17 protein-coding genes and 2 pseudogenes are annotated in these 21,853 nt (G+C 40.3%); 4 read left to right on the top strand and 15 right to left on the bottom strand.

Going from position 1 to position 21,853, the window contains the following annotated elements:
* From L652_RS0109180 to rsmD, 11 genes and pseudogenes are all read right to left on the bottom strand, one after another.
* Positions 1 to 471 (bottom strand): annotated as a pseudogene (locus L652_RS0109180) (phosphoribosylamine--glycine ligase); the annotation flags it as partial.
* Positions 472 to 486: 15 nt separating this feature from the next.
* A complete protein-coding gene (locus L652_RS0109175) occupies positions 487 to 1,308 on the bottom strand; it encodes a class I SAM-dependent methyltransferase (protein WP_024597551.1) in 822 nt (273 codons plus the stop codon).
* Between the two features lie 106 nt (positions 1,309 to 1,414).
* On the bottom strand, positions 1,415 to 3,001 hold the full coding sequence (purH, locus tag L652_RS0109170) for a bifunctional phosphoribosylaminoimidazolecarboxamide formyltransferase/IMP cyclohydrolase (protein ID WP_024603412.1): 1,587 nt from the start codon (positions 2,999 to 3,001) through the stop codon (positions 1,415 to 1,417).
* Between the two features lie 325 nt (positions 3,002 to 3,326).
* A complete protein-coding gene (fis, locus tag L652_RS0109165; protein ID WP_002957804.1) occupies positions 3,327 to 3,617 on the bottom strand; it encodes a DNA-binding transcriptional regulator Fis in 291 nt (96 codons plus the stop codon).
* Between the two features lie 19 nt (positions 3,618 to 3,636).
* A complete protein-coding gene (gene dusB, locus L652_RS0109160) occupies positions 3,637 to 4,608 on the bottom strand; it encodes a tRNA dihydrouridine synthase DusB (protein WP_024597553.1) in 972 nt (323 codons plus the stop codon).
* A gap of 282 nt (positions 4,609 to 4,890) precedes the next feature.
* Positions 4,891 to 5,772: a 50S ribosomal protein L11 methyltransferase gene (gene prmA, locus L652_RS0109150; RefSeq protein WP_002957801.1), complete on the bottom strand. Its 882-nt coding sequence runs from the start codon at positions 5,770 to 5,772 to the stop codon at positions 4,891 to 4,893.
* A 68-nt stretch (positions 5,773 to 5,840) separates the two neighbouring features.
* A pseudogene (gene rpoD / locus L652_RS01000000123580) lies at positions 5,841 to 7,695 on the bottom strand (RNA polymerase sigma factor RpoD).
* A 390-nt stretch (positions 7,696 to 8,085) separates the two neighbouring features.
* Complete coding sequence (gene dnaG, locus L652_RS0109140) at positions 8,086 to 9,837, bottom strand: DNA primase (protein ID WP_024597554.1); 1,752 nt, start codon at positions 9,835 to 9,837, stop codon at positions 8,086 to 8,088.
* A gap of 244 nt (positions 9,838 to 10,081) precedes the next feature.
* Positions 10,082 to 10,528, bottom strand: coding sequence for a GatB/YqeY domain-containing protein (locus L652_RS0109135; RefSeq protein ID WP_007376027.1), 447 nt, complete (start codon positions 10,526 to 10,528; stop codon positions 10,082 to 10,084).
* 19 nt (positions 10,529 to 10,547) lie between these two features.
* Positions 10,548 to 10,763 (bottom strand): 30S ribosomal protein S21, encoded by a 216-nt coding sequence (gene rpsU, locus L652_RS0109130; protein ID WP_002957797.1) that lies wholly within the window; start codon positions 10,761 to 10,763, stop codon positions 10,548 to 10,550.
* Between the two features lie 145 nt (positions 10,764 to 10,908).
* Positions 10,909 to 11,514 (bottom strand): 16S rRNA (guanine(966)-N(2))-methyltransferase RsmD, encoded by a 606-nt coding sequence (rsmD, locus tag L652_RS0109125; RefSeq protein WP_024597555.1) that lies wholly within the window; start codon positions 11,512 to 11,514, stop codon positions 10,909 to 10,911.
* Between the two features lie 207 nt (positions 11,515 to 11,721).
* Here rsmD and ftsY point away from each other — a divergent pair, with 207 nt between their 5' ends.
* The 4 genes from ftsY (at position 11,722) to rpoH (ending at position 16,645) form a co-directional block, all read left to right on the top strand.
* A complete protein-coding gene (gene ftsY / locus L652_RS01000000123575) occupies positions 11,722 to 13,719 on the top strand; it encodes a signal recognition particle-docking protein FtsY (protein WP_029753361.1) in 1,998 nt (665 codons plus the stop codon).
* An 87-nt stretch (positions 13,720 to 13,806) separates the two neighbouring features.
* Positions 13,807 to 14,484 (top strand): cell division ATP-binding protein FtsE, encoded by a 678-nt coding sequence (ftsE, locus tag L652_RS0109115; RefSeq protein ID WP_002957793.1) that lies wholly within the window; start codon positions 13,807 to 13,809, stop codon positions 14,482 to 14,484.
* Positions 14,481 to 15,467 (top strand): permease-like cell division protein FtsX, encoded by a 987-nt coding sequence (gene ftsX, locus L652_RS0109110; protein WP_002957792.1) that lies wholly within the window; start codon positions 14,481 to 14,483, stop codon positions 15,465 to 15,467. The genes ftsE and ftsX overlap by 4 nt, the downstream gene beginning before the upstream one ends.
* A 314-nt stretch (positions 15,468 to 15,781) precedes the next feature.
* On the top strand, positions 15,782 to 16,645 hold the full coding sequence (gene rpoH / locus L652_RS0109105) for an RNA polymerase sigma factor RpoH (protein WP_002957791.1): 864 nt from the start codon (positions 15,782 to 15,784) through the stop codon (positions 16,643 to 16,645).
* Positions 16,646 to 16,989: 344 nt separating this feature from the next.
* Here rpoH and L652_RS0109100 read toward each other — a convergent pair whose 3' ends face one another.
* The 4 genes from L652_RS0109100 to gpmM are packed head-to-tail and all read right to left on the bottom strand — an operon-like array spanning position 16,990 to position 21,789.
* Positions 16,990 to 17,751: a divergent polysaccharide deacetylase family protein gene (locus L652_RS0109100; protein WP_024597557.1), complete on the bottom strand. Its 762-nt coding sequence runs from the start codon at positions 17,749 to 17,751 to the stop codon at positions 16,990 to 16,992.
* Between the two features lie 50 nt (positions 17,752 to 17,801).
* Positions 17,802 to 19,067 (bottom strand): S41 family peptidase, encoded by a 1,266-nt coding sequence (locus tag L652_RS0109095; RefSeq protein WP_024597558.1) that lies wholly within the window; start codon positions 19,065 to 19,067, stop codon positions 17,802 to 17,804.
* A gap of 34 nt (positions 19,068 to 19,101) precedes the next feature.
* Positions 19,102 to 20,241, bottom strand: a complete 1,140-nt coding sequence (locus tag L652_RS0109090) for a peptidoglycan DD-metalloendopeptidase family protein (protein ID WP_024597559.1) — start codon at positions 20,239 to 20,241, stop codon at positions 19,102 to 19,104.
* Between the two features lie 3 nt (positions 20,242 to 20,244).
* Positions 20,245 to 21,789, bottom strand: a complete 1,545-nt coding sequence (gene gpmM / locus L652_RS0109085; protein WP_024597560.1) for a 2,3-bisphosphoglycerate-independent phosphoglycerate mutase — start codon at positions 21,787 to 21,789, stop codon at positions 20,245 to 20,247.
* Positions 21,790 to 21,853 lie beyond the last annotated feature (64 nt).

The raw sequence follows: 21,853 nt of genomic DNA, 5'->3' as shown, positions 1-21,853 counted from the left end.
TACAATTACGCCTTTACCCGCAGCCAAACCATCTGCTTTTACAACAATTGGCGCGCCTTTCTCTTTTAAATAAGCAAGGGCAGGCTCAATTTGTTCAAACGTTTGGTAGTCACCCGTTGGGATTTTATGACGTGCTAAAAAGTCTTTAGTAAACGATTTCGAACCTTCAAGCTGAGCTGCGCCCGCCGTTGGTCCAAAAATAGCCATGTTATGTTCACGAAACTTATCAACAACACCCAGTACTAACGGTATTTCAGGACCTACAATAGTAAGCTCTACCTTATTTTGCTGTGCAAAATTAAGTAAACCATCTAAGTCGTCAACGTTTATTGCTACGTTTTCAAGTTTTGGTTCAAGTGCAGTACCTGCATTACCAGGGGCTACAAATACAGTATTTACTTTGGTGTTTTGAGCGGCTTTAAACGCAAGTGCGTGTTCGCGGCCGCCGCTGCCAATGACTAAAACATTCATGGCGAAAATTCCTATTTAAAGCGGTTTCTTAAATTTCAGCGTCATGCGGTCGCTTTCACCAATGGCTTTATATTTGTCAGCATCTTGTTCGCCGAGTCTTAAGCTTGGTGGTAGCGTCCATACACCTTTAGGGTGATCGGCTGTATCTTTTGGATTTGCATTTATTTCACTGCTTGCTACTAATTCAAACCCAGCTTGTTCAGCAAGGTCTACTACGTAGCTCTGCTTCATATAACCTGATGTTTTTTGATCTTCATCAGCACGCTCTTCAGCTAAACGGTGTTCAACTAAACCTAATGTACCACCTGGTTTAAGGGCTTTATAAAAAGCTTGGAATGCACTTAATGCACCGCTTTTATCTTTGCCCATATACCAGTTATGTACATTACGAAATGTTAAAACCATATCGGCACTGCCAGCTGGCGCAATATCTAAATGTGTTACAGGTGCAAACTCAGTAATTTTAACGCTACTAAAGCGCTTATCTTCAGCTACTTTTTGTTTAAAGCCTGCAAGAGAGCGTTGGTAGTAGCCAACTGATGAATCAGCAGGAAAATGCGCGGCATAATAAGTGCCTTGCTCTTTTAATGCTGGCGCTAAAATTTCACTATACCAACCACCACCGGGTGCAATTTCAACAACTGTCATGGTTGGTTTAAAGCCAAAAAATGCAAGTGTTTGAGCTGGGTGACGATATTCATCACGAGCGCTGTTTTTAGCATTGCGTTCGCTTGATTGAAGTGCATGTTCAAGGCTTGATTCGTGGTTATGGCTAAGCGCCATAGTCGATGTCATTGTTAGTGTGGCTACAAGTAGCGATTTTAGCGCAAATTTCATTGTTTGTTCCTTCACATTATAATTTTAAATAGGTTATTGAATAATCAGAATACGTGAATTTATAGCAAACAAAAAGGGTTAAACCAACGTTTAACCCTTTGTGTGATTAGTGGCGGAAATGGCGCATACCAGTTAGTACCATTGCCATGCCAGCTTCATCAGCAGCTGCAATCACTTCTTCATCACGCATTGAGCCTCCAGGCTGAATTACCGCAGTAATGCCAGCTGCTGCTGCTGCGTCAATGCCATCACGGAATGGGAAGAATGCGTCAGACGCCATAACTGAACCTTTAACTTCAAGGTTTTCGTCGGCGGCTTTTATACCTGCAATTTTAGCTGAGTATACGCGACTCATTTGGCCTGCGCCCACACCAATGGTCATACCGTCACGGGCATAAACAATTGCGTTTGATTTAACAAATTTAGCTACTTTCCAGCAAAACAGTAAATCTTTAAGTTCTTGCTCAGAAGGCTGGCGCTTAGAAACAACTTTTAAGTCGCCTTGCGTTACCATGCCTAAGTCGCGGTCTTGAACTAAAATACCGCCGTTAACGCGTTTAATATCTTGGCCTGCGGCTTTACCTGTCCACTGTCCACACTCTAATAGGCGCACGTTCTTTTTAGCTTCAACAATTTTTGCAGCGTCGCTCGAAATACTAGGTGCAATAATTACTTCAACAAACTGACGGTCAACAATTGCTTGTGCAGTTGCTGCATCTAGCTCTCGGTTAAAGGCAATAATGCCACCAAATGCTGATGTAGGGTCTGTTTTAAAAGCGCGCTCGTATGCTTGTAGAATATTGTCCCCAATTGAAACACCACACGGATTAGCATGTTTTACAATTACGCACGCAGGTACGTCAAATTCTTTAACACATTCAAGTGCTGCATCGGTATCTGCAATGTTGTTAAACGAAAGGGCCTTACCTTGCAATTGAGTTGCTGTTGCAACTGATGCTTCAGCAATGTCATTTTCAACATAAAAAGCAGCATCTTGATGTGAGTTTTCACCGTAACGCATATCTTGTTTTTTAGTGAACTGCATGTTGATAGTACGTGGGAATTTAGTCTCTACAGCAGCTTCCTCGGTGTAATCAGGCACCATTTTACCGAAGTAGTTAGCAATCATGCCATCGTATTGTGCAGTGTGCTCGTAGGCGGCAATCGCTAAATCAAAACGTGTTTTGTACGTTGTTGAACCATTGTTGTTTTGCATTTCACTAATAACACGGTCGTAGTCGCTTGCGTTTACCACGATTGTTACATCTTTGTGGTTTTTAGCTGCTGCACGAACCATTGTAGGGCCGCCAATATCAATGTTTTCAATGGCATCTTCAAGGCTGCAGTTTTCTTGAGCGACAGTATTCGCAAAGGGGTATAAGTTAACTACAACAATATCGATAGCAGAGATGTTGTTATCTGCCATTACATCTTCATCTTGTCCGCGACGGGCTAAAATGCCGCCGTGAATTTTAGGGTGAAGGGTTTTTACGCGACCATCCATGATTTCAGGGTGGCCTGTGTGATCTGATACTTCAGTCACTTTTATGGCGTTATCAGCAAGTAGTTTACATGTGCCGCCAGTTGATAAAATATCAACGCCTTGCGCTTCAAGTGCGCGGGCAAATTCAACAATACCGGTTTTATCAGACACACTTAATAGTGCGCGACGAATGGGACGATGAGTATCCATTGTAGTTTGATTTCCTCAGTTAATGAGCTAGCTTAGAAGCGGGCATTTTAACTGATTACTACTCAAAAAACGACTTATAAAGGCTCAATAAGCGTGAGCATTTTGCAATTTAGTTAATATACTGTAGGCATAAAAAAAGCACCCTAAGGTGCTTTTTTTACAAAATACCAGTTGTATTGGATTAGTAAGTAGTAATAACGATAGAAAAACAAGTCTATAACAAGGCAAAAATTTTGCAGTGTAGTTATTCTACATAAAAAACTTTTAACGACGTTATGGGCTTGTTTAGCTCGTTAGAATACTTACGCTTTCAATATAATTGGTATTAGTTCATGCCGTATTTTTTAAGCTTTTTACGTAAAGTACCACGGTTGATACCTAGTAAAATTGCTGCACGAGTTTGGTTACCACGTGTATATGTCATTACTTCTTCAAGTAATGGCGCTTCTAGCTCTGAAAGAACAAGGTCGTAAACGTCTTGCACATCTTGACCGTTAAGCTGCTTTAAATAGTGGTGAACAGCTTTTTTTACTGCATCACGCAATGGCTGCGGTTTCTCGTGTGACTGAACATGAGGGTTAGTGATAAATGGAGAAGTCACGTTTTGTTCGAACATTATTAAGTCTCTTTCTTTCTTAGTTAGCTGCTAGTGTTTTAAAGTATTGCTCTAATGCGACGACCTGTGCCTGTGGGTTGTCGAGCGCATTAAATACTCGCCTAAACTGACCATCACTGTCATGGGTTTGCAAATACCAAGATACATGTTTGCGAGCAATTCGCGCTCCCATTGGCTCACCGTAAAACATATGGAGGTTTGTTAAATGCTCCATTAATATACTGCGCACCTCTGCAATAGCAGGTGGCTGTAAATGTTCCCCAGTTCGCAAATAGTGGTCTATCTCCCTAAATATCCAAGGGCGACCTTGGGCGGCTCGGCCAATCATAATGGCATCTGCACCCGTATAGTCTAAAACCTGTTTTGCTTTTTCTGGTGATGTAATATCACCATTGGCAACTACAGGAATCGACACTGAACGTTTTATATCCCTAATCGTGGCGTACTCAGCCTCACCTTTGTACATACATGCGCGCGTACGCCCATGTACAGCAAGTGATGCAATGCCATAACGTTCAGCTATTCTCGCAATCTCTACACCATTACGGTTATCCGGATCCCATCCTGTACGGATTTTAAGTGTCACAGGTATATCAACAGCATTAACAACTGCATCAATAATCTCTTCCACAAGTTCAGGAAACTGTAATAAGGCAGAGCCTGCGAGTTTCTTGTTCACTTTTTTTGCTGGGCACCCCATATTGATATCTATGATCTGTGCACCATTAGCAACATTGAATTGTGCGGCCTGCGCCATAAGCTCAGGATCTGCTCCTGCAATTTGCACCGCGCGTATACCCGACTCACCGCTGTGATCCATACGGTTCATCGACTTTTCTGTTTTCCAAACCTTAGGATTTGACGATAGCATTTCAGACACAGCTAAGCCCGCACCTAAGCGTCGACAAAGTTGTCTGAATGGTCTGTCTGTAATGCCTGCCATTGGCGCGACAATTACATTATTCTCAAGTTGGTATTTACCGATACGCACTATATTCAATAGGCCTCTTTTCAAGGGGCGCTAAGTTTACGGTTTTTTTCACAAAAATCAAAGGCTATAAATTGAACAAAAGTAACTTTTTTTTGCCCTTTTCGTATTGACATTTGATAACCACATGACAAGTAGGTTGATTTGTTTGAAATTCATACAGATTTTATTTTTTACAAGATAACTAGAAAATTTTTTGATATGTAAAAAAATAGTAAAGCCTGTTAAATACAGGCTTTACATGCATGTTTTGAGTTAATGCTCTAGATTTGATTGTTCGATTTATTACGCTTTTTTAGTGCCACTTACTCGAGTCCAATCACCTTCAACGGCAATGTCATCTAGTTCAATAAACGGTGCATAAATGTCAGCAACCGATTGTGCTTGTTCTTCTAAAATACCTGACATGGCAATTTTACCACCTGGCTTTAATAACCCTAAAATCACACTATGTAATTCGCGAAGTGGCTGGGCTAAAATATTGGCCACTACTATATCTGCACTAAACTCAGGTTGGTTTTCTGGAAGGTATACTTCGAGTTTGTCTGCAACACCATTTCGGTTCGCGTTATCAAGGCTAGCTTCAAGCGCTTGAGGGTCAATATCTATCCCAATCATACGCTCTGCACCTAGTTTTATAGCTGCAATACCTAAAATGCCTGAGCCACAACCAAAATCAACAACCGTTTTACCCGTCAGATCTTGGCTTTCTAACCATTTAAGGCACAAGGCCGTTGTTGCATGCGTACCCGTGCCAAAAGCAAGGCCAGGGTCTAGCAATACATTTACAGCATCAGGGTCAGGAATGTCGCGCCAGCTTGGGCAAATCCATAGTTTTTCGCCAAATTGAATAGGGTGGAAGTTATCCATCCATTCACGTTCCCAGTCTTTATCTTCAAGTTGCTCGATTTTGTATACTAAATTGTCTTTTAGCTCATCATGGCGCTTCAATAACGCAACGACTGCGTTCATATCATGATTAGCTTCGAACAGGCCAATAACTGTGGTATCAGCCCAGAACACAACGGTGCCAATTTTAGGCTCGTAGATAGGGGTGTCTTTTGCGTCAATAAAGGTTACTGAAGCGCTACCCGCTTCCATTAATAGATCGCTTACGGCATCAGCTGTTGCAGCATTGGCATTAATACGAATTTGGATCCAAGCCATGGTTATTTCCTTCAAATAGAAAAAAGGCCGCTATAGCGGCCTTTTTAGTTTATATAGTAGCGCTAAAATTATTTAGCGTCTAAAAAGCTTTTCAGTAAATCTGAGCGAGAAGGGTGGCGTAATTTACGCAGCGCTTTCGCTTCTATTTGACGAATACGCTCACGTGTTACGTCAAACTGTTTACCTACTTCTTCTAAGGTGTGGTCGGTATTCATATCAATACCAAAACGCATACGTAGTACTTTAGCTTCACGAGCTGTTAAGCCTGCAAGTACATCGTTAGTTGCGCCACGAAGAGATTCCATTGTTGCCGAATCGATTGGCGAATCAATAGTTGTATCTTCGATAAAGTCACCTAAGTGAGAATCTTCATCATCACCGATTGGTGTTTCCATTGAAATTGGCTCTTTAGCAATCTTAAGTACCTTACGGATTTTATCCTCAGGCATCATCATGCGTTCTGCTAATTCTTCTGGATTTGGCTCACGACCCATTTCTTGTAACATTTGACGAGAGATACGGTTAAGTTTATTAATCGTTTCAATCATATGCACAGGGATACGGATTGTTCTTGCTTGGTCAGCAATAGAGCGTGTGATTGCTTGACGTATCCACCACGTAGCATAAGTAGAGAACTTATAACCACGGCGATATTCAAACTTATCAACCGCTTTCATCAGACCAATGTTACCTTCTTGGATTAAATCTAAGAATTGTAAGCCACGGTTTGTGTATTTTTTAGCAATTGAGATTACAAGACGTAAGTTAGCTTCAACCATTTCTTTTTTCGCACGGCGTGCTTTCGCTTCACCTATGCTCATTCGACGGTTGATGTCTTTAATACGCTCAATGCTTAAACCTGTTGTTTGTTCAATAACAGATAATTTATTAATGCTACGAATGATTTCTGGCTTAACTTCTTCAAGTTTAGCTGAATACTTTTCGTTACCTGAAATTTCTAAATCAACCCAAGAAGCGTCAGTTTCGTTATTAGCAAAATGCTTAACGAATGTTTTCTTTGGTAATTTAGCAATTTGAACAGCTTGCTTCATGATTAGGCGTTCTTGAACACGAACACGATCCATCATTTCACGCATGTTATTTACCATGCGGTCAAACTGTTTAGGTATTAATTTAAATGTTCTGAAAAGCTCACCAATTTCAAAAATGGCTGCTTGTGATTCAGGATGCGAACGACCTTTAGCTTCAAACGTATCACGTGCTTTATTATATAAATCACGTAAATTTTCAAAATGAATACGAGCTTCTTCAGGATCTGGCCCTGTGTCTATCTCTTCTTCATCTTCATCATCGCTATCAGCATCATCTTTGTCATCTTTATCGTCGTCCTCAAGTTGCTTAGCACTTAATTCTGAACCGATGTTAGTTGCTGAAATTGGCGCTGTATCTTCATTAGGATCGATAAAGCCAGCGATAATATCGCTTAAACGCATTTCTTCAGCTTCAAACTTATCCCACTGCTCTAGTAGGTAAGTGATTGCTTCAGGGTACTCTGCAACAGAAATCTGTACTTGATTAATGCCTTCTTCAATACGTTTAGCGATTACAATTTCGCCTTCACGTGTAAGAAGTTCAACAGTACCCATTTCGCGCATGTACATGCGAACTGGATCCGTTGTACGGCCGATTTCTTTTTCTACAGTCGCAAGGGCTGCAGCGGCAGNCAGCTTCAGCTGCGTCTTCGTCTGTCGTTGTTTCTTGCATCATTAATTCATCAGCATCAGGCGCGTTTTCGCTAACCTTGATACCCATGTCATTAATCATGCTTATGATATCTTCTACTTGATCTGAGTCTATAATGTCTTGTGGAAGGTGATCATTTACTTCTGCAAAAGTTAAGTAGCCTTGCTCTTTACCTTTCTGAATCAGAAGTTTTAATTGTGACTGAGGAGTTGGATCCATAGAGATTGTTTCTTCCACTCTGATAAGTTGATACAACAGGCGCCATCATGTAGTTTGCATTAAAGCTAACTAGAATAATGTGACGCAGTGAATAGCACAGTATAACAGTTTAAATCAATTTTGACTAGGGTCTGTTGGTCTTTCAGGATTAAAGTTTGTTCTATCCAAGGGGGTTTTAATCGCGGCGCGAGGTTTGTAACCTAGTGGGCTAAGTAAAAACCGAGCAACAAAGAGTAAACCTCCCTTGGGTCGAACCCAAAGGGCAGCGCGTGTTTGGTATTTATGCTGCGTTATCGCCTATTTATGTGGAATAACCACACTACATAAGCTCTGTCTTGTCTAAATACCAAACACACTGCTGTAAACTTAACCTCGAAAGATAAACAGACCCTAACTGTTAGTCGCTTTTAACGCTGTCATTAACAAATGACACTCAAGCCTTTCATCGCTACTAAGGCCTTGTGTCTTGTCCTTTATTAATAGGGTCTCGAGTCGATAATTTAAACACTGATCTTCAATAAACTTGAAAGTATTTTTAAAAACCGTCTCTAAACGTTCTTCATTTATCTCATGTTGCCACGTTGCAAGCTTGATTAATGGCTCGTAATCTTCAGTTCCTCGAAAAAACTCGAGCAGTTGCGCTGTGGTCACATTTTCTTTTTCTAAAGCTTGTTCTTGTAATCGTAATAACAGCCCTATGCCAGCAATGTTCATTTGTGCAAGCTCAGGTAAATACGGCACACTTTTAGCTAAATTAGGGTGCTGGATCAATATACCGATAGCTTGGCGCATAGGTGTTATTTTAAATTTACGTTCAATAGAGTGTTGCTGTTTAGGCGTTTTTAAACGGCTATTCAACTGCTCACGCGTTCTGCCAATTAAGCGTCCTAATTGTTCAAGAATGTTTTCTTGATAAAACTCACTTGGAATTTTTTCAATTAGTGGAAGTGCTGCACTAAGAAGTTTAGCTTTTCCTGAATCGAGTGTTAAATCAACCTCTTGGCTTAATTTATTAAACAATACTTTGGTAAAGTCATCTGCTTGGCTTAGGCGCAATTCGAATTGCTCCTTACCTTCTTTTTGTACAAGCGAGTCAGGGTCTTCGCCATCTGGTAAAAATGCAAATTGTAGTGCTTTACCATCGTTTAAATAAGGGAGTGCATTTTCAAGTGCCCGCCAAGCAGCGTCACGGCCAGCCCTGTCGCCATCGTAACAACAGATTACTTTATCAGTAGTTCTAAATAAAGTGTGCATGTGCTCGCTTGTTGTTGCTGTCCCCAGTGATGCAACTGCATATTCAATCCCTTCTTCAGCTAAGGCAACAACATCCATATAACCTTCAACAATCATTACATGATCAAGTTTTTTATGGGCTTGCTTTGCTTCGTAAAGCCCATAAAGCTCAAAGCCTTTATGGAAAATTCGGGTTTCTGGCGAGTTTAGATATTTTGGCCCTTGGTCGGCTTGCATTACACGCCCACCAAATGCAATAACGCGTCCGCGTTTATCGCGAATAGGGAACATTAGGCGATCGCGAAAAAAATCAAATTGTCTGCCTGGTGTTTTTTCTGAAGCTAGCTTTAGCTCAACCAATTGCTCTTTTTGTTCTTTATTACGACCAAGCTGTAGGCATAGCCCATCCCATTCACTGGGAGCGTAGCCAATCATAAATTTTTTAACAGTTTCACCGCTTAAACCACGGCCTTTAACATACTCAATAACAGCAGCAGAATTACTATGGTGTTTTAATTGGTGCTGATAAAAGCGAGCAGTATGAAGCATTAAGTCGTAATCGGAGCGCTTTTGCGCAGCCGTACGCTCTGGTGCTGAATTTGCGCCTTGTTCTCGAGGTACTTCTAAGTTAAGCATGCTAGCTATTTCTTCAATAGCATCTACAAACTCTAGCTTTTCGTACTCCATTACAAACGAAATTGCATTACCATTAGCGCCACACCCAAAGCAGTGATAAAACTGTTTGTCTTGCGATACAGTAAATGAGGGAGATTTTTCGTTATGAAATGGGCAGCAAGCTTGATAATCCTTACCTGCTTTTTTTAGACCTACTTTTGAGTCTATCAGGTCGACAATATCGGTTCTGGCAAGTAAATCGTCTATAAAGTTACGTGGGATCTTTCCGGCCATTAGTAAAATACAGTCCTGAAATAATAAGAAGAAGAACGAATATGAAATTTACTTTTTTATACTTGCTTGATGCAAAATATAGTGTGCTTTAACTTACCAAAATGACAGCGAAATAAATAGGGAAGCTATAAAAAATTTCATTTTAAAGTAACCTAATCGGTGTACTTTTTATTAAAGTTAAAAACAAAGAAACCGAGCGCTAGGCTCGGTTTACTTCAATCATACTTTAATGTATGTGGGAGTATTAGGCAGTTAATCGTTGCTTAATTAAACCAGAAATCTTACCCATATCGGCTCGACCTTCAGCTTTGCTTTTGATTATACCCATTACTTTACCCATGTCTTGCATACCTGCTGCATTAGTATCAGCAATAGCCGCGTCAATGAGAGCAATTATTTCTTCTTCACTCAATTGTTGAGGTAAAAAAGTTTCAAGCGCTACTATTTCATTGGCTTCAATATCAGCTAAATCATCACGCCCAGCATCTTTGTACTGAGTGTAAGAGTCACGACGTTGTTTAACAAGCTTCACTATAACGGAGGTAATACCTGCGTCGTCTAGCGTTATTTGCTCGTCAATTTCACGTTGCTTGATTGCAGCAAGTACCATACGAATAGGGTTAAGACGTTGCTTGTCTTTAGCTCTCATCGCATCTTTTTGCGCATCTTTTAGCGTTATTAAAAGGCTCATTTATACAAGACCTAATATATTAGTATAATTTAACGCGACGAGCGTTATCACGAGAAAGTTTTTTCATGTGACGTTTAACTGCAGCAGCTTTTTTACGCTTACGCTCAGCTGTTGGTTTTTCATAGTGCTCGCGACGACGAACTTCTGAAAGGATTCCTGCTTTTTCACATGAACGCTTGAAGCGACGAAGTGCTACGTCAAACGGTTCGTTCTCTCTTACTTTAATTACTGGCATTAAAAATTCACCTACCTAAATTATGAGCGTTGCTCAAGTTGATCAAACATTGATCAAGTGGTTCAAAAATGGTGCGGTATTGTAATCCGAAGCAACACCACATGTAAAGGACAATATTAACAGAAACGCATTACGTTAAACAGTATTAATTTGCTTGGCGCTGGTACAGTTGGCAAAGTACTTGTCCTGCCTTTTTTTCTTTAATTAACAACCAGTTGGTTGGTGTTTCTAAGGCGGCTAGCTCTGCCTCTACTTCAACATAAATTAATGCGTCGTTGCTTAACCATTGGTTTTTTTCTAATAAATCGCAGGTTGTTTGCGCTAAATCTTTACGAAATGGTGGGTCAACAAATACAAGATTAAAAGCTTCGTTTGTGTTTTTTTGCTCTAAAAAGGAGAGCGAATTAGTATGTTTAACGTATGCGTTGTCGAGCTTTAAAGTGCTAATATTTTGTTCTAATTGCTTAGCAGCTAATGAGTCGAGCTCGATAAATGTAGCGCTTTTAGCATATCGTGATAGCGCTTCAAATCCCAATCCACCAGAACCGGCAAAACAATCAAGTACATTTGCGTCACGCGTATCTTGCATTAGCCAATTAAATACAGTTTCTTTAATTCGATCGGTAGTAGGTCTCAAGCCTTCTACGTTTTTAACCGGGAGTTTACGGCCTCGAAATTGACCACTAATCACTCTAATAAAGCCATCACTGGGCTTGTTAGCAGCTTTATTTTGCGTTGTTTTTTTTCTCATTTAGCTCACTAAAAAATGGTATATGGTATCTAGCTCAGATAATATTATGGGCGATTACGTGTAGCTTCATTTTTCAACCGCATTAAAAGTGTTACTATTAAACACTTACGTTTTGAATGGTTGTATTTATTAGCAACTATTGCTGGGCATTGCCAAGCTATTTCAAATTTTAGTTTATCAGATTTTTATAAGTGGTTATTAGCAAGTATGACAAAAAAAAGTAAATTCATGTCGTGGCTCGGTTTTGGCAAGTCAGATAAAAAAGAAGCAGAGCAAAAAGCAGCAGCTGATAAACAACAAGTATTAGCGCAAGAAGAGGCCCAGAAGCTAGAGCAAGAAAAACTAGCGCAAGAGCAAGCTGAAGCTGAACGGTTAAAAGCAGAGGCTGAAACAGAGCGTTTAGAACAAGAACGCCAGCGTGCTGAAAACGCGGAAAAGATTGCCATTGAGCAGGCCAATGCTGAATTACTTGCAAAACAGCAAGCAGATGCCGAGGCGCAAAGACAAGAACATGCGCAACGTTTAGCCGATCAAGAAAAAGAGATGCGCTTAGAGCAAGAACGATTAGCGGCAGAAAAAGTAGAGGCTGAGCGACTAGAGCAAATACGCCTTGAAAAACAAGATGAGGCGATCAAAGCCGAAAAGCTTGCAATAGAGCAAGCGAATGCTGAGTTATTAGCAAAAGAACAAGCGGATGCTGAAGCTCAAAGGCAAGAGCAAGCGAAGCGCTTAGCAGAACAAGAAGCGCAGATGCTTTTAGAGCAAGAACGCATTGCGGCTGAAAAAGCAGAAAATGAGCGCTTAGAGCAAGTACGTATTGCAGCTGAAAAAGCAGAGAATGAACGTTTAGAGCAAGAACGCATTGCGGCTGAAAAAGCAGAGAATGAACGTTTAGAGCAAGAACGCATTGCGGCTGAAAAAGCAGAGAATGAACGCTTAGAGCAAGAACGCATTGCGGCTGAAAAAGCAGAGAATGAACGCTTAGAGCAAGAACGCCTTGCAGCTGAAAAAGCAGAAAGTGAGCGTTTAGAGCAAGAGCGCCTTGCAGCTGAAAAAGCAGAGAATGAGCGTTTAGAGCAAGAACGCCTTGCAGCTGAAAAAGCAGAGAATGAACGCTTAGAGCAAGAACGCCTTGCGGCTGAAAAAGCAGAAAATGAGCGTTTAGAGCAAGAACGTATTGTAGCTGAAAAAGCAGAAAATGAGCGTTTAGAACAAGAACGTATCACAGCAGAACTTGCAATTGAAGAAGCTAAAAAAGCCGAAAAGCCAAAAAAAGAAGGGTTTTTCTCTCGTCTTAAAAAAGGCTTGTTAAAGACTCGCGTTAATATAGGTTCTGGTTTTGCGTCTATTTTTAGTGGAAAAAAAATAGACGACGAATTATTTGAAGATCTTGAAACTCAATTACTCACCGCCGATTTAGGCGTTGATACTACCATGAAGTTGATTGATCGTTTAACTGATGCAGCGAACCGTAAACAGTTAAAAGATGGTGATGCGCTTTATGAGTTAATGAAACAAGAAATGGCTGCGATGCTTAAAACGGCAGAACAGCCTTTAGTCATAAGCGAAGATAAAAAGCCGTTTGTTATTTTAATGGTAGGTGTAAATGGTGTTGGTAAAACAACGACTATTGGTAAAATGGCTAAGCAATTTCAAAACGAAGGTAAGTCGGTTATGCTGGCTGCTGGTGATACGTTTAGAGCGGCAGCTGTTGAGCAGCTTCAGGTTTGGGGTGAACGTAACAGCATTCCCGTTATTGCACAGCATACAGGTGCAGATAGTGCATCAGTTGTGTTTGATGCATTCCAAGCGGCTAAAGCACGTAATATAGATGTGTTAATTGCTGATACAGCTGGGCGCTTGCAAAATAAAGATAATTTAATGCAAGAGCTTGAAAAAATAGCTCGTGTAATGAAAAAGATTGATCCTGATGCGCCGCACGAAGTGATGTTAACTATCGATGCAGGCACAGGGCAAAATGCAATTAGCCAAGTAAACCTGTTTAATCAATGTGTTGGTTTAACTGGTATTACGCTTTCAAAACTTGATGGAACTGCAAAGGGTGGTGTTATTTTTGCGGTTGCAGATAAGTTTAATATTCCAATTCGTTACATTGGTGTTGGTGAAGGTATTGATGATTTACGCGCTTTTAAAAGCGATGATTTTATTGATGCGTTATTTAGCCAAGATGAGGACGACGTTTAATTTACCAAAAAAGGGAGCTAGCTCCCTTTTTAATTGCGAGGAATACTAATTTCATTAATGTGTTAATGGAGTTGGCATAATAAAAAGATGATAAATTTTCAGCAAGTAAGTAAGACCTATCCTGGAGGGCACCGCGCCCTCGAAAAAGTTAATTTTCATATTAAACCGGGTGAACTTGCCTTTTTAACTGGCCACAGTGGTGCGGGTAAAAGTACGTTGCTTAAGTTAATTAGCTTAATGGAACGTCCTTCAGCAGGTAGTGTATTTATCAACGGTGTTGATTTAAACAAAGTAAACTCGCGTCAAATTCCTTATGCTCGTCGTGATATAGGTATTATTTTTCAAAACCATAGGTTATTAGAGCGCTACACTATTTTTGATAACGTGGCATTACCTCTCATTATTGAGGGGACTCACCATAAGCAAATAGCTAAACGGGTCCATGGCGCGCTTGACAAGGTAGGCCTAATTGACAAAGTTAAATGTCATCCTTCTATGCTCTCTGGAGGCGAACAGCAACGAGTTGGTATTGCCAGAGCTATTGTAAACTCCCCACCAATTTTACTAGCTGATGAACCAACAGGTAATCTTGACCCAGAGCTTTCAATGGAAATACTCAAGTTGTTTGAAGACTTTAATAAACACGGTACCACTGTTCTTATCGCAACGCATGATTTGGGTTTGGTTGCACGTATGAAGTATCGTAGCTTAACCTTAAAAGATGGCCGTATGCTTCAAGACCCGCTTGCTGAGGGGGCACTATGAGTTTACTTTTTAAAGGTCGCCAAAATAGTAACGACAAGCAAAAAAAATCAGTATTAGCTGGCGGTTATTTTTTTATTATTAATATTTTTCGCCAAGGTGTGCATAGCTTAGGTGAAATGTGGCGCACGCCGCTTGCGTCTATGATGACTATCGCTGTACTTGGTTTGAGCCTAACGTTACCTGCAACACTTTACTTAGTCGTTAAAAACGTACAGCAAGTGAGTAGTGGCTTTGAAGAGGCGAGTGAAATATCGTTGTTTGTAAAAGAAAGTATGAACGAGCAAGAAACGCAAACATTAGTAAAGCGTTTAGCACTTTACCCAGAAGTGGAAAGTGTTGAGTTTATTTCAAAACAACAGGCATTAACAGAATTTAAAGACGTATCTGGCTTTGGGCAAGCTTTGGAGTATTTAGATAAAAATCCATTACCGGATGTGGTACTCGTTACTCCAACAAAACGTCACAGACACCCAAATGCCGCTAAAGTACTGCTAACTAAATTAGAAAGTGAACGTGAAGTTGATTTTGGTAAGCTCGATATAGCGTGGTTAGAGCGTTTAAATGCATTACTAGATTTACTCAAAGAAAGTGTAATAACTATCGCATTATTACTACTTACCTCAGTGACACTTATTATTGGTAACACCATTCGTTTGTCGATCATGGATAAAAAAGAAGAAATACAAGTAATGAAGCTAGTAGGCGCAACGAACACCTTTATACATGCCCCATTTTTGTGGACCGGTATTTGGTATGGTGTAATAGGTGGTTTGTTTGCCTTTATATGCGTAGGTCTGATGATGTGGTGGCTTTCAAGCGCTGTGAGCAGTGTAGCGGGGGTGTATCAAACAAGTTTTTCGTTAATAGGATTATCGCTTAATGAACTCGGCTTTTTAGTGTTACTTGCAACAAGCTTAGGATTTGTAGGCTCGTACCTTTCTGTAAATCGATATATTAAAGAAATAGAACCCGATAAAGTATAAAAAACCCTGCAAACTATAAGTGAACCAACCCAGCTTGATATGCGTAACGTATCGGACTGGGTTGTACCTCCCGTTACTAAAACTGTCATATTTGTGTACTATCCTCCCATAAAGTAATGAGTTGTAAATAAGGTGATGCGGTTAGGTTAATTGGCTGCAATCCCTCAATTCATCACTTATTCAGTCGCTTGTAGTAGACTAAACACATACTAAAAACTGCTTGATTTATACTTTTAAAAAGTTTTAAATTGGGGTTAGCACTCTTAGAGAAAGAGTGCTAAGATAGTTTCAAATGTTTATCACCGAGGTGAAAAATGAGTAAAGATTTATACGCAATGGCACTTACAGTCGGACAACAAAGCGCAAGCATGGACGGTTACCTTCAAGCGGTAAGCACTATTCCTATGCTTAAAGTTGAACAAGAGCAAGAACTTGCTAAAAGACTTCAGGAAGAAGGCGATCTTAGTGCTGCCAAGCAACTCATTATGTCGCATTTACGCTTTGTAGCACATATTGCTAAAAGCTACTCGGGATACGGCTTACCACAAGCTGACCTTATTCAAGAAGGTAATATAGGCCTGATGAAAGCGGTTAAACGTTTTGACCCTACAGTGGGTGTACGTTTAGTGTCGTTTGCAGTGCATTGGATTAAAGCCGAAATTCACGAGTTTGTTCTTAAAAATTGGCGCATAGTTAAAGTTGCAACCACTAAAGCGCAACGTAAATTGTTTTTTAATCTTCGTAAAAACAAAAAGCGTTTAGGTTGGTTCAACCAAGCTGAGGTTAGCACTGTTGCTAGCGAGCTAGGTGTGAGTGAAAAAGAAGTACGTGAAATGGAATCGCGCATGAGCGGCCAAGACATGGGCTTTGACCTAACTGGTGACGATAACGACGATGCACCAACAAGTACATACTCTCCAGTACAGTATTTAACAGATGGCGCAGCTGACTTAGCTGACGACGTTGAACAAGAGCAGTGGAAAGAGCAAGCGCATACCCGTTTATTTAGCGCACTTAAAACACTAGATGAACGTTCACAAGATATTGTTAGCGCACGTTGGTTGTCTGATGATAAAGCGACGCTTCAGGAGCTTGCACAAAAGTACAGTGTATCTGCTGAGCGTGTTCGTCAGCTTGAAAAAACAGCGATGAAAAAGTTACAAAGCGCTATGAGCTAATATTGCTCAAGCAGCAAAATTTAAAAAGCCCTGCATGAAAATGCGGGGCTTTTTGCTTTTGAGTAGGTTGGTTTGAGCGAAGCGAAACCCAACGATAAAATATCTAATCAAGTAATACCGATACTCTGCATTATCGAATGGTTATACCAATCCGCAATAATACTTAATCATTTTGCGAGGCTAAACGTGTCGCTACCTGCGTTAAAAAAGTCTCATTTAGAACAACCGAATAGTGAATTTTTTGCCTAGCTATCAACACGTTTTTCCGCCCTCAAAATAGACCACTTAATTAAGCGAATTGGTATTAGTTTATTATTCGGATATAGCATTATTTAAAGCTTATATTACCTAGCACTCACTCCCTTTCCCTCAGCATGCGCTAACTGAATGTACTTACGTTCAACTAATTGCGAAACAGGTACGAGTTCAAAACCTTGCTTAGTTAGCTCTGGTAAGGCATGGCGTAAAAATTCGATGGTTTCAGGGTAGGGATGAGCAATTGCAATGGCAAAGCTATGGGAAATGGCTAATTGTTTTAACTCTTCAAGCCTTAGCTGCAGTTGTTCTGGTGTAGTTATGTTGTCTAAAAACACTTGGCGACTAATATTAGCAACACCCAAAAAGTTAGCGGCATTTTGTGCCTGACTCAAATCGGTTGTGCGACTATCTAAAAAATATAAATGACGCTTTTTAAGTACTTCCATTGTCCACTTCATAGCTTGGCTTTTTTGCGTAAGCGCTGAGCCCATGTGGTTATTAACGCCTTTAACTTGCGGTAAACTAGCGAGAGCTGTTCCAAGAGTTTGCTGAAGCTGCTCTTTATTCATATTTAAAGTAAGCGCACCAGGCCCTAGTTCTTTACCGTTAAGTGCTTGCATAGGTACATGAAGCAATAACTCTTTATTTGATTGACTGGCAAGTGTTGCAAAAATTTGCGAATAAGGGGTATGGGGCAAAATTGAATACGACAATTGCCCAGGTAAGGAAAGGAACTCTAAGTCCCGTTGATGATAGCCTATATCGTCTATCACTATTGCTATTTGCTTGGCGCTAATTGTTGCAGAGCTAAAACAAATAGCTAATGTTAGCCATTTTATTATTTTCACGTTTATAGTTTTTATTATCTTTTTAGCTTTATTTATACAGCTTATACAAGCTATTGCATGCTGAGTAATTGTTTGGCTTTAACCAACTGTAAATCGGTTAGATTACCAGTAAGTAATTGCGCATTATTGTTAGTGTGTTCATTTTTTATTATAACGGCTTTATTACTTTGTGAAAGGTTTGTTTGATTAACCGCCACATCTGGGGTTATTCCTATTCCATCAATCGATTTACCTAACGGTGTGAAGTATTTCGCTGTGGTGAGCTTTAATGCGGTATTGCCATCACCGAGTGGAATGAGTGATTGTACAGAGCCTTTCCCAAAAGATTGGCTGCCAACAATGGTTGCTCGGTTATTATCTTTAAGTGCTGCTGCAAGTATTTCGGCTGCAGAGGCAGAATTTTCGTTTATAAGCACAACTATGGGCGCATTTTTTAGAATGTCTCCACGCTTTGCATAAAATGCTTGGTTAGCATCGTAAAAACGTCCTTTAGTCGTCACTATAGTGCCACTTTGTAAAAATAGGTCTGATACAGCCACTGCGCTTTGTAATGTCCCCCCTGGGTTATCACGTAAATCAATTACTAAGCCTTTAAGTGGGTAGCCAAAATGGCTTTGCAGGGCGGCAACTTGTAGTGCAACTTCATGTAATGTGTGGTTAGAGAAGTTATTGATAGCTATGTAACCAGTTCCAAAATCTAAAAGTTCGCTTGTTACACTTTCGAGGTTTATTTGGCGACGTGTGACATGAAAAGTGAGTGGGTTTTTATTGTTATCGCGATTTACAATTATATCTATATTCGAAAATTCACTGTCTCTTATTAGTGTTGCTACTTCGTCGATAGTACGGTTTTGGGCTGCGTTGTTGTTTACACTTACAATAATATCGCCTGGTAAAATACCTGCCGCTTTTGCGGGCGAATTATTAACCACGTTAACAATAGTCATATTCTCGTCTATGTTCTTAACTTCTATACCAATACCTGTGTAACGACCATTTGTGTTATCAAATAATGAGGCTAATTCATACTCATTTAAGTACTTAGAATAGGAGTCGAGTTTTGAATATAAACGCTCAAACTGTTGGTTGTTATATTTAATATGGTGGCTATTTTGTAAGGTGAGATCTTCAACGTAATAGGTATGAATGTTGAAGAGTATTTCGTCTATTTGTTGTCTTTTAAGATCTTTAATTGAGCTTGCTAGTGCATTACTAGTAAAGGTAATTAGGGTTAGTAATACAAGCAAGTACAGACTTATATAAAAGTCTGCACTTTTTTTATTAACGGTATTTATTGTGTGTTTTTTAGTTGTCATCAGCTGCTCCAGGGCGGTGCAGCGATTTATCTAATTAAATACGTTTGCACCATTTTACAGGATTTACTGCGCGTCCTTTGTGGCGTATTTCAAAGTATAGACCAGAACTTGCCTGTCCGCCGCTTTGGCCTACTAAAGCGAGGGTTTCGCCTTCACGTACCATATCCCCTACATCTCTTAGTAGCGTTTGAGCGTGGCCATATAGGCTCATAAAACCTTCACCATGGTCTACAACAATTACCCATCCATAACCTTTTAGCCAATCGGCAAATACAACTTGCCCGTTGTGCACGCTATTAATATTAGTGCCTTCTTTTGCACCAATTAATACGCCTTTCCAATCAATACCACCATGTTTACGTTGGCCGAATGTGTGCTCTAACTTACCTTTGCTCGGCCAGTCTAATTTGCCCTTGCTCTTATTTAGGCCAAGTAATTCTATTTTTTGTGTTTTTTCTTTTTCGAGCTCTTTAATCGTTGTTACTAAAGTTTGTTGGTTTTCTTTTAAATAATTTATTGAGCTTTTAGTGCTGTTGAGCTGAGCTTGTAAGTTTTTAAGATTAGCTTGGCGCTCACTTTGTGCATTAAGTAATGCAGTTTGGCGCCTTTTTTGTTCATCAAATAAAAGCTCTAGTTTTTCTTGCGTTTTAACGAGCTCTTCTTGGTTTTGTACTATTTGCTGTTGAAGATCTTTTAGATCTTCGATTTGTTCAATACGGGCTTTATTTAAGTAATTGTAATAGCTAAGTGTGCGCTCAAACTTGGCTGTGTCTTCTTGATTCAACAGCATTTTAGAGTAGTCGTCGCCACCGGCCATATAGGCACTTTTGAGTTGCGCGGCTAAAATTTTCTGAAACTGAGCGTATTTTTTATCAAGCTCATCGGCTTTACTTTGTAACTCTTTTTGCTGTGTTTTAGTCTCTTTTACGGATTGCTCTGCCATGTTAAGTGCTTTAGCATTTTTAGCTATATCGAGTTCATGGCTTTTTAGATTTTTTTGTAGCGACGCTATTTTTTTTCTTTGGGCGTTATATTCAGCTTGGCTTTGCTCAAGTGCATTTTGAACCTCTGATAAGTCTTTTTTAGTACGATCTTCATTAGCAACTGCAGATGCAGCCACTAATGAAGTTAGTATCAAACCGCACTTAATTAACCGGTTAATACGTTTGTTCATGTGTTATTTCAACATCATGATAGGCGTACCAGTCATTTCTTTTGGTTGCTCCATACCCATTAAGTGAAGCATTGTTGGGGCTACATCACTCAAGGCTTTACCTTGCATTGGCTCTGCATCGCGACCAACATAAATAAAATGCACAGGTTCGCTAGTGTGGGCAGTATGTGCTTGGCCTGTTTTGAGATCAGCCATTTGCTCAGCATTACCATGATCGGCTGTAATTAGTGCTTCACCACCAAACTCTTCTAGCGCATCAACAACACGTCCGATACAGCTATCTACAGCTTCACAAGCTTTAACAGCGGCTTCAAATACACCTGAGTGACCAACCATATCGCCATTAGGGTAGTTACAAATAATAGCATCGTATTTACCGCTTTTAATTGCTTCTACCAGTTTGTCGGTTAGCATTTCTGAGTTCATTTCAGGTTGTAGGTCGTAGGTTGCTACTTGCGGCGAAGGAATTAGCTCGCGTGTTTCACCTTTAAATTCGCTTTCACGTCCGCCACTAAAGAAAAATGTAACGTGTGCGTATTTTTCGGTTTCTGAAATACGAAGCTGTGTTTTATTATTTTTTTCAAACCATTCACCGAGTACGTTTATTAGTGGTGTAGGTCCAAATGCAACAGGTGCGTCTATATCGGCTGCATACTCTGTCATCATTACAAATGCGCTAAGCTCTGGCGTTCTTTTTTTAGTAAAACCATCAAATTCATGCTCAACAAAAGCGCGGGTAATTTCGCGGGCTCTATCTGCTCTAAAGTTAGCAAAAATAACGGTGTCACCATCGTTTATTGAAGCCTGAGTGGCACCTGTTGGCGTAATAGTCGTAGCTGCTACAAACTCGTCGTTTTCGTCGCGCTCGTACGCTGCATTAAGTGCTTCAACACCATTATCAAAATTAAAGTCGCCTTCGGCGAGCGTCATTACGTTGTAAGCTTTTTCTACACGGTTCCAACGGTTGTCTCTGTCCATTGCGTAGTAACGGCCAATAAGTGATGCTAAACGTCCGCACTTAAGTTTACTAAATAACGCTTCAATTCGTTCAATTGATGCTTTTGCGCTACGTGGAGGTGTGTCACGGCCGTCTAAAAATGCATGGAAATAGACTTCTTTAGCACCACGTTTTGCCGCCAGCTCAATACTTGCAACTATATGATCTTCATGGCTATGCACACCACCTGGGCTTAAAAGACCCATTATGTGAACCGCTTTACCAGCACTTACTGCTTTGTCTATGTTTTCAACTAAGGCTGGGGTTGAATCAAACTCGCCATCGTTAATTGCTTTGGTGATACGGGTAAAATCTTGATACACAATGCGCCCTGCACCTAAGTTTACATGGCCAACTTCTGAGTTACCCATTTGACCATCAGGAAGACCAACATCTAAACCCGAAGCCGATATTAATGTGTGTGGGCGGGTGGCCCATAAGTTGTCTAATACAGGTGTGTTAGCTGCAAGAATAGCATTACTTTGCGTATCTTCGCGGTGTCCCCAACCGTCTAAAATCATTAATACCAGTGGTTTTTTATGCTCTGTCATAATAGCTCCTGAAAATTAGTATCTGTTGATGGATACTGTGCACCTAAAAAGGTTTATTAGCGTG

Source organism: Pseudoalteromonas sp. TB25, from assembly GCF_000497995.1.
GTDB lineage: Bacteria > Pseudomonadota > Gammaproteobacteria > Enterobacterales > Alteromonadaceae > Pseudoalteromonas > Pseudoalteromonas distincta.
Note: the sequence above shows the minus strand (reverse complement) of the source record. Positions and strands in the feature narration are given on the sequence as shown.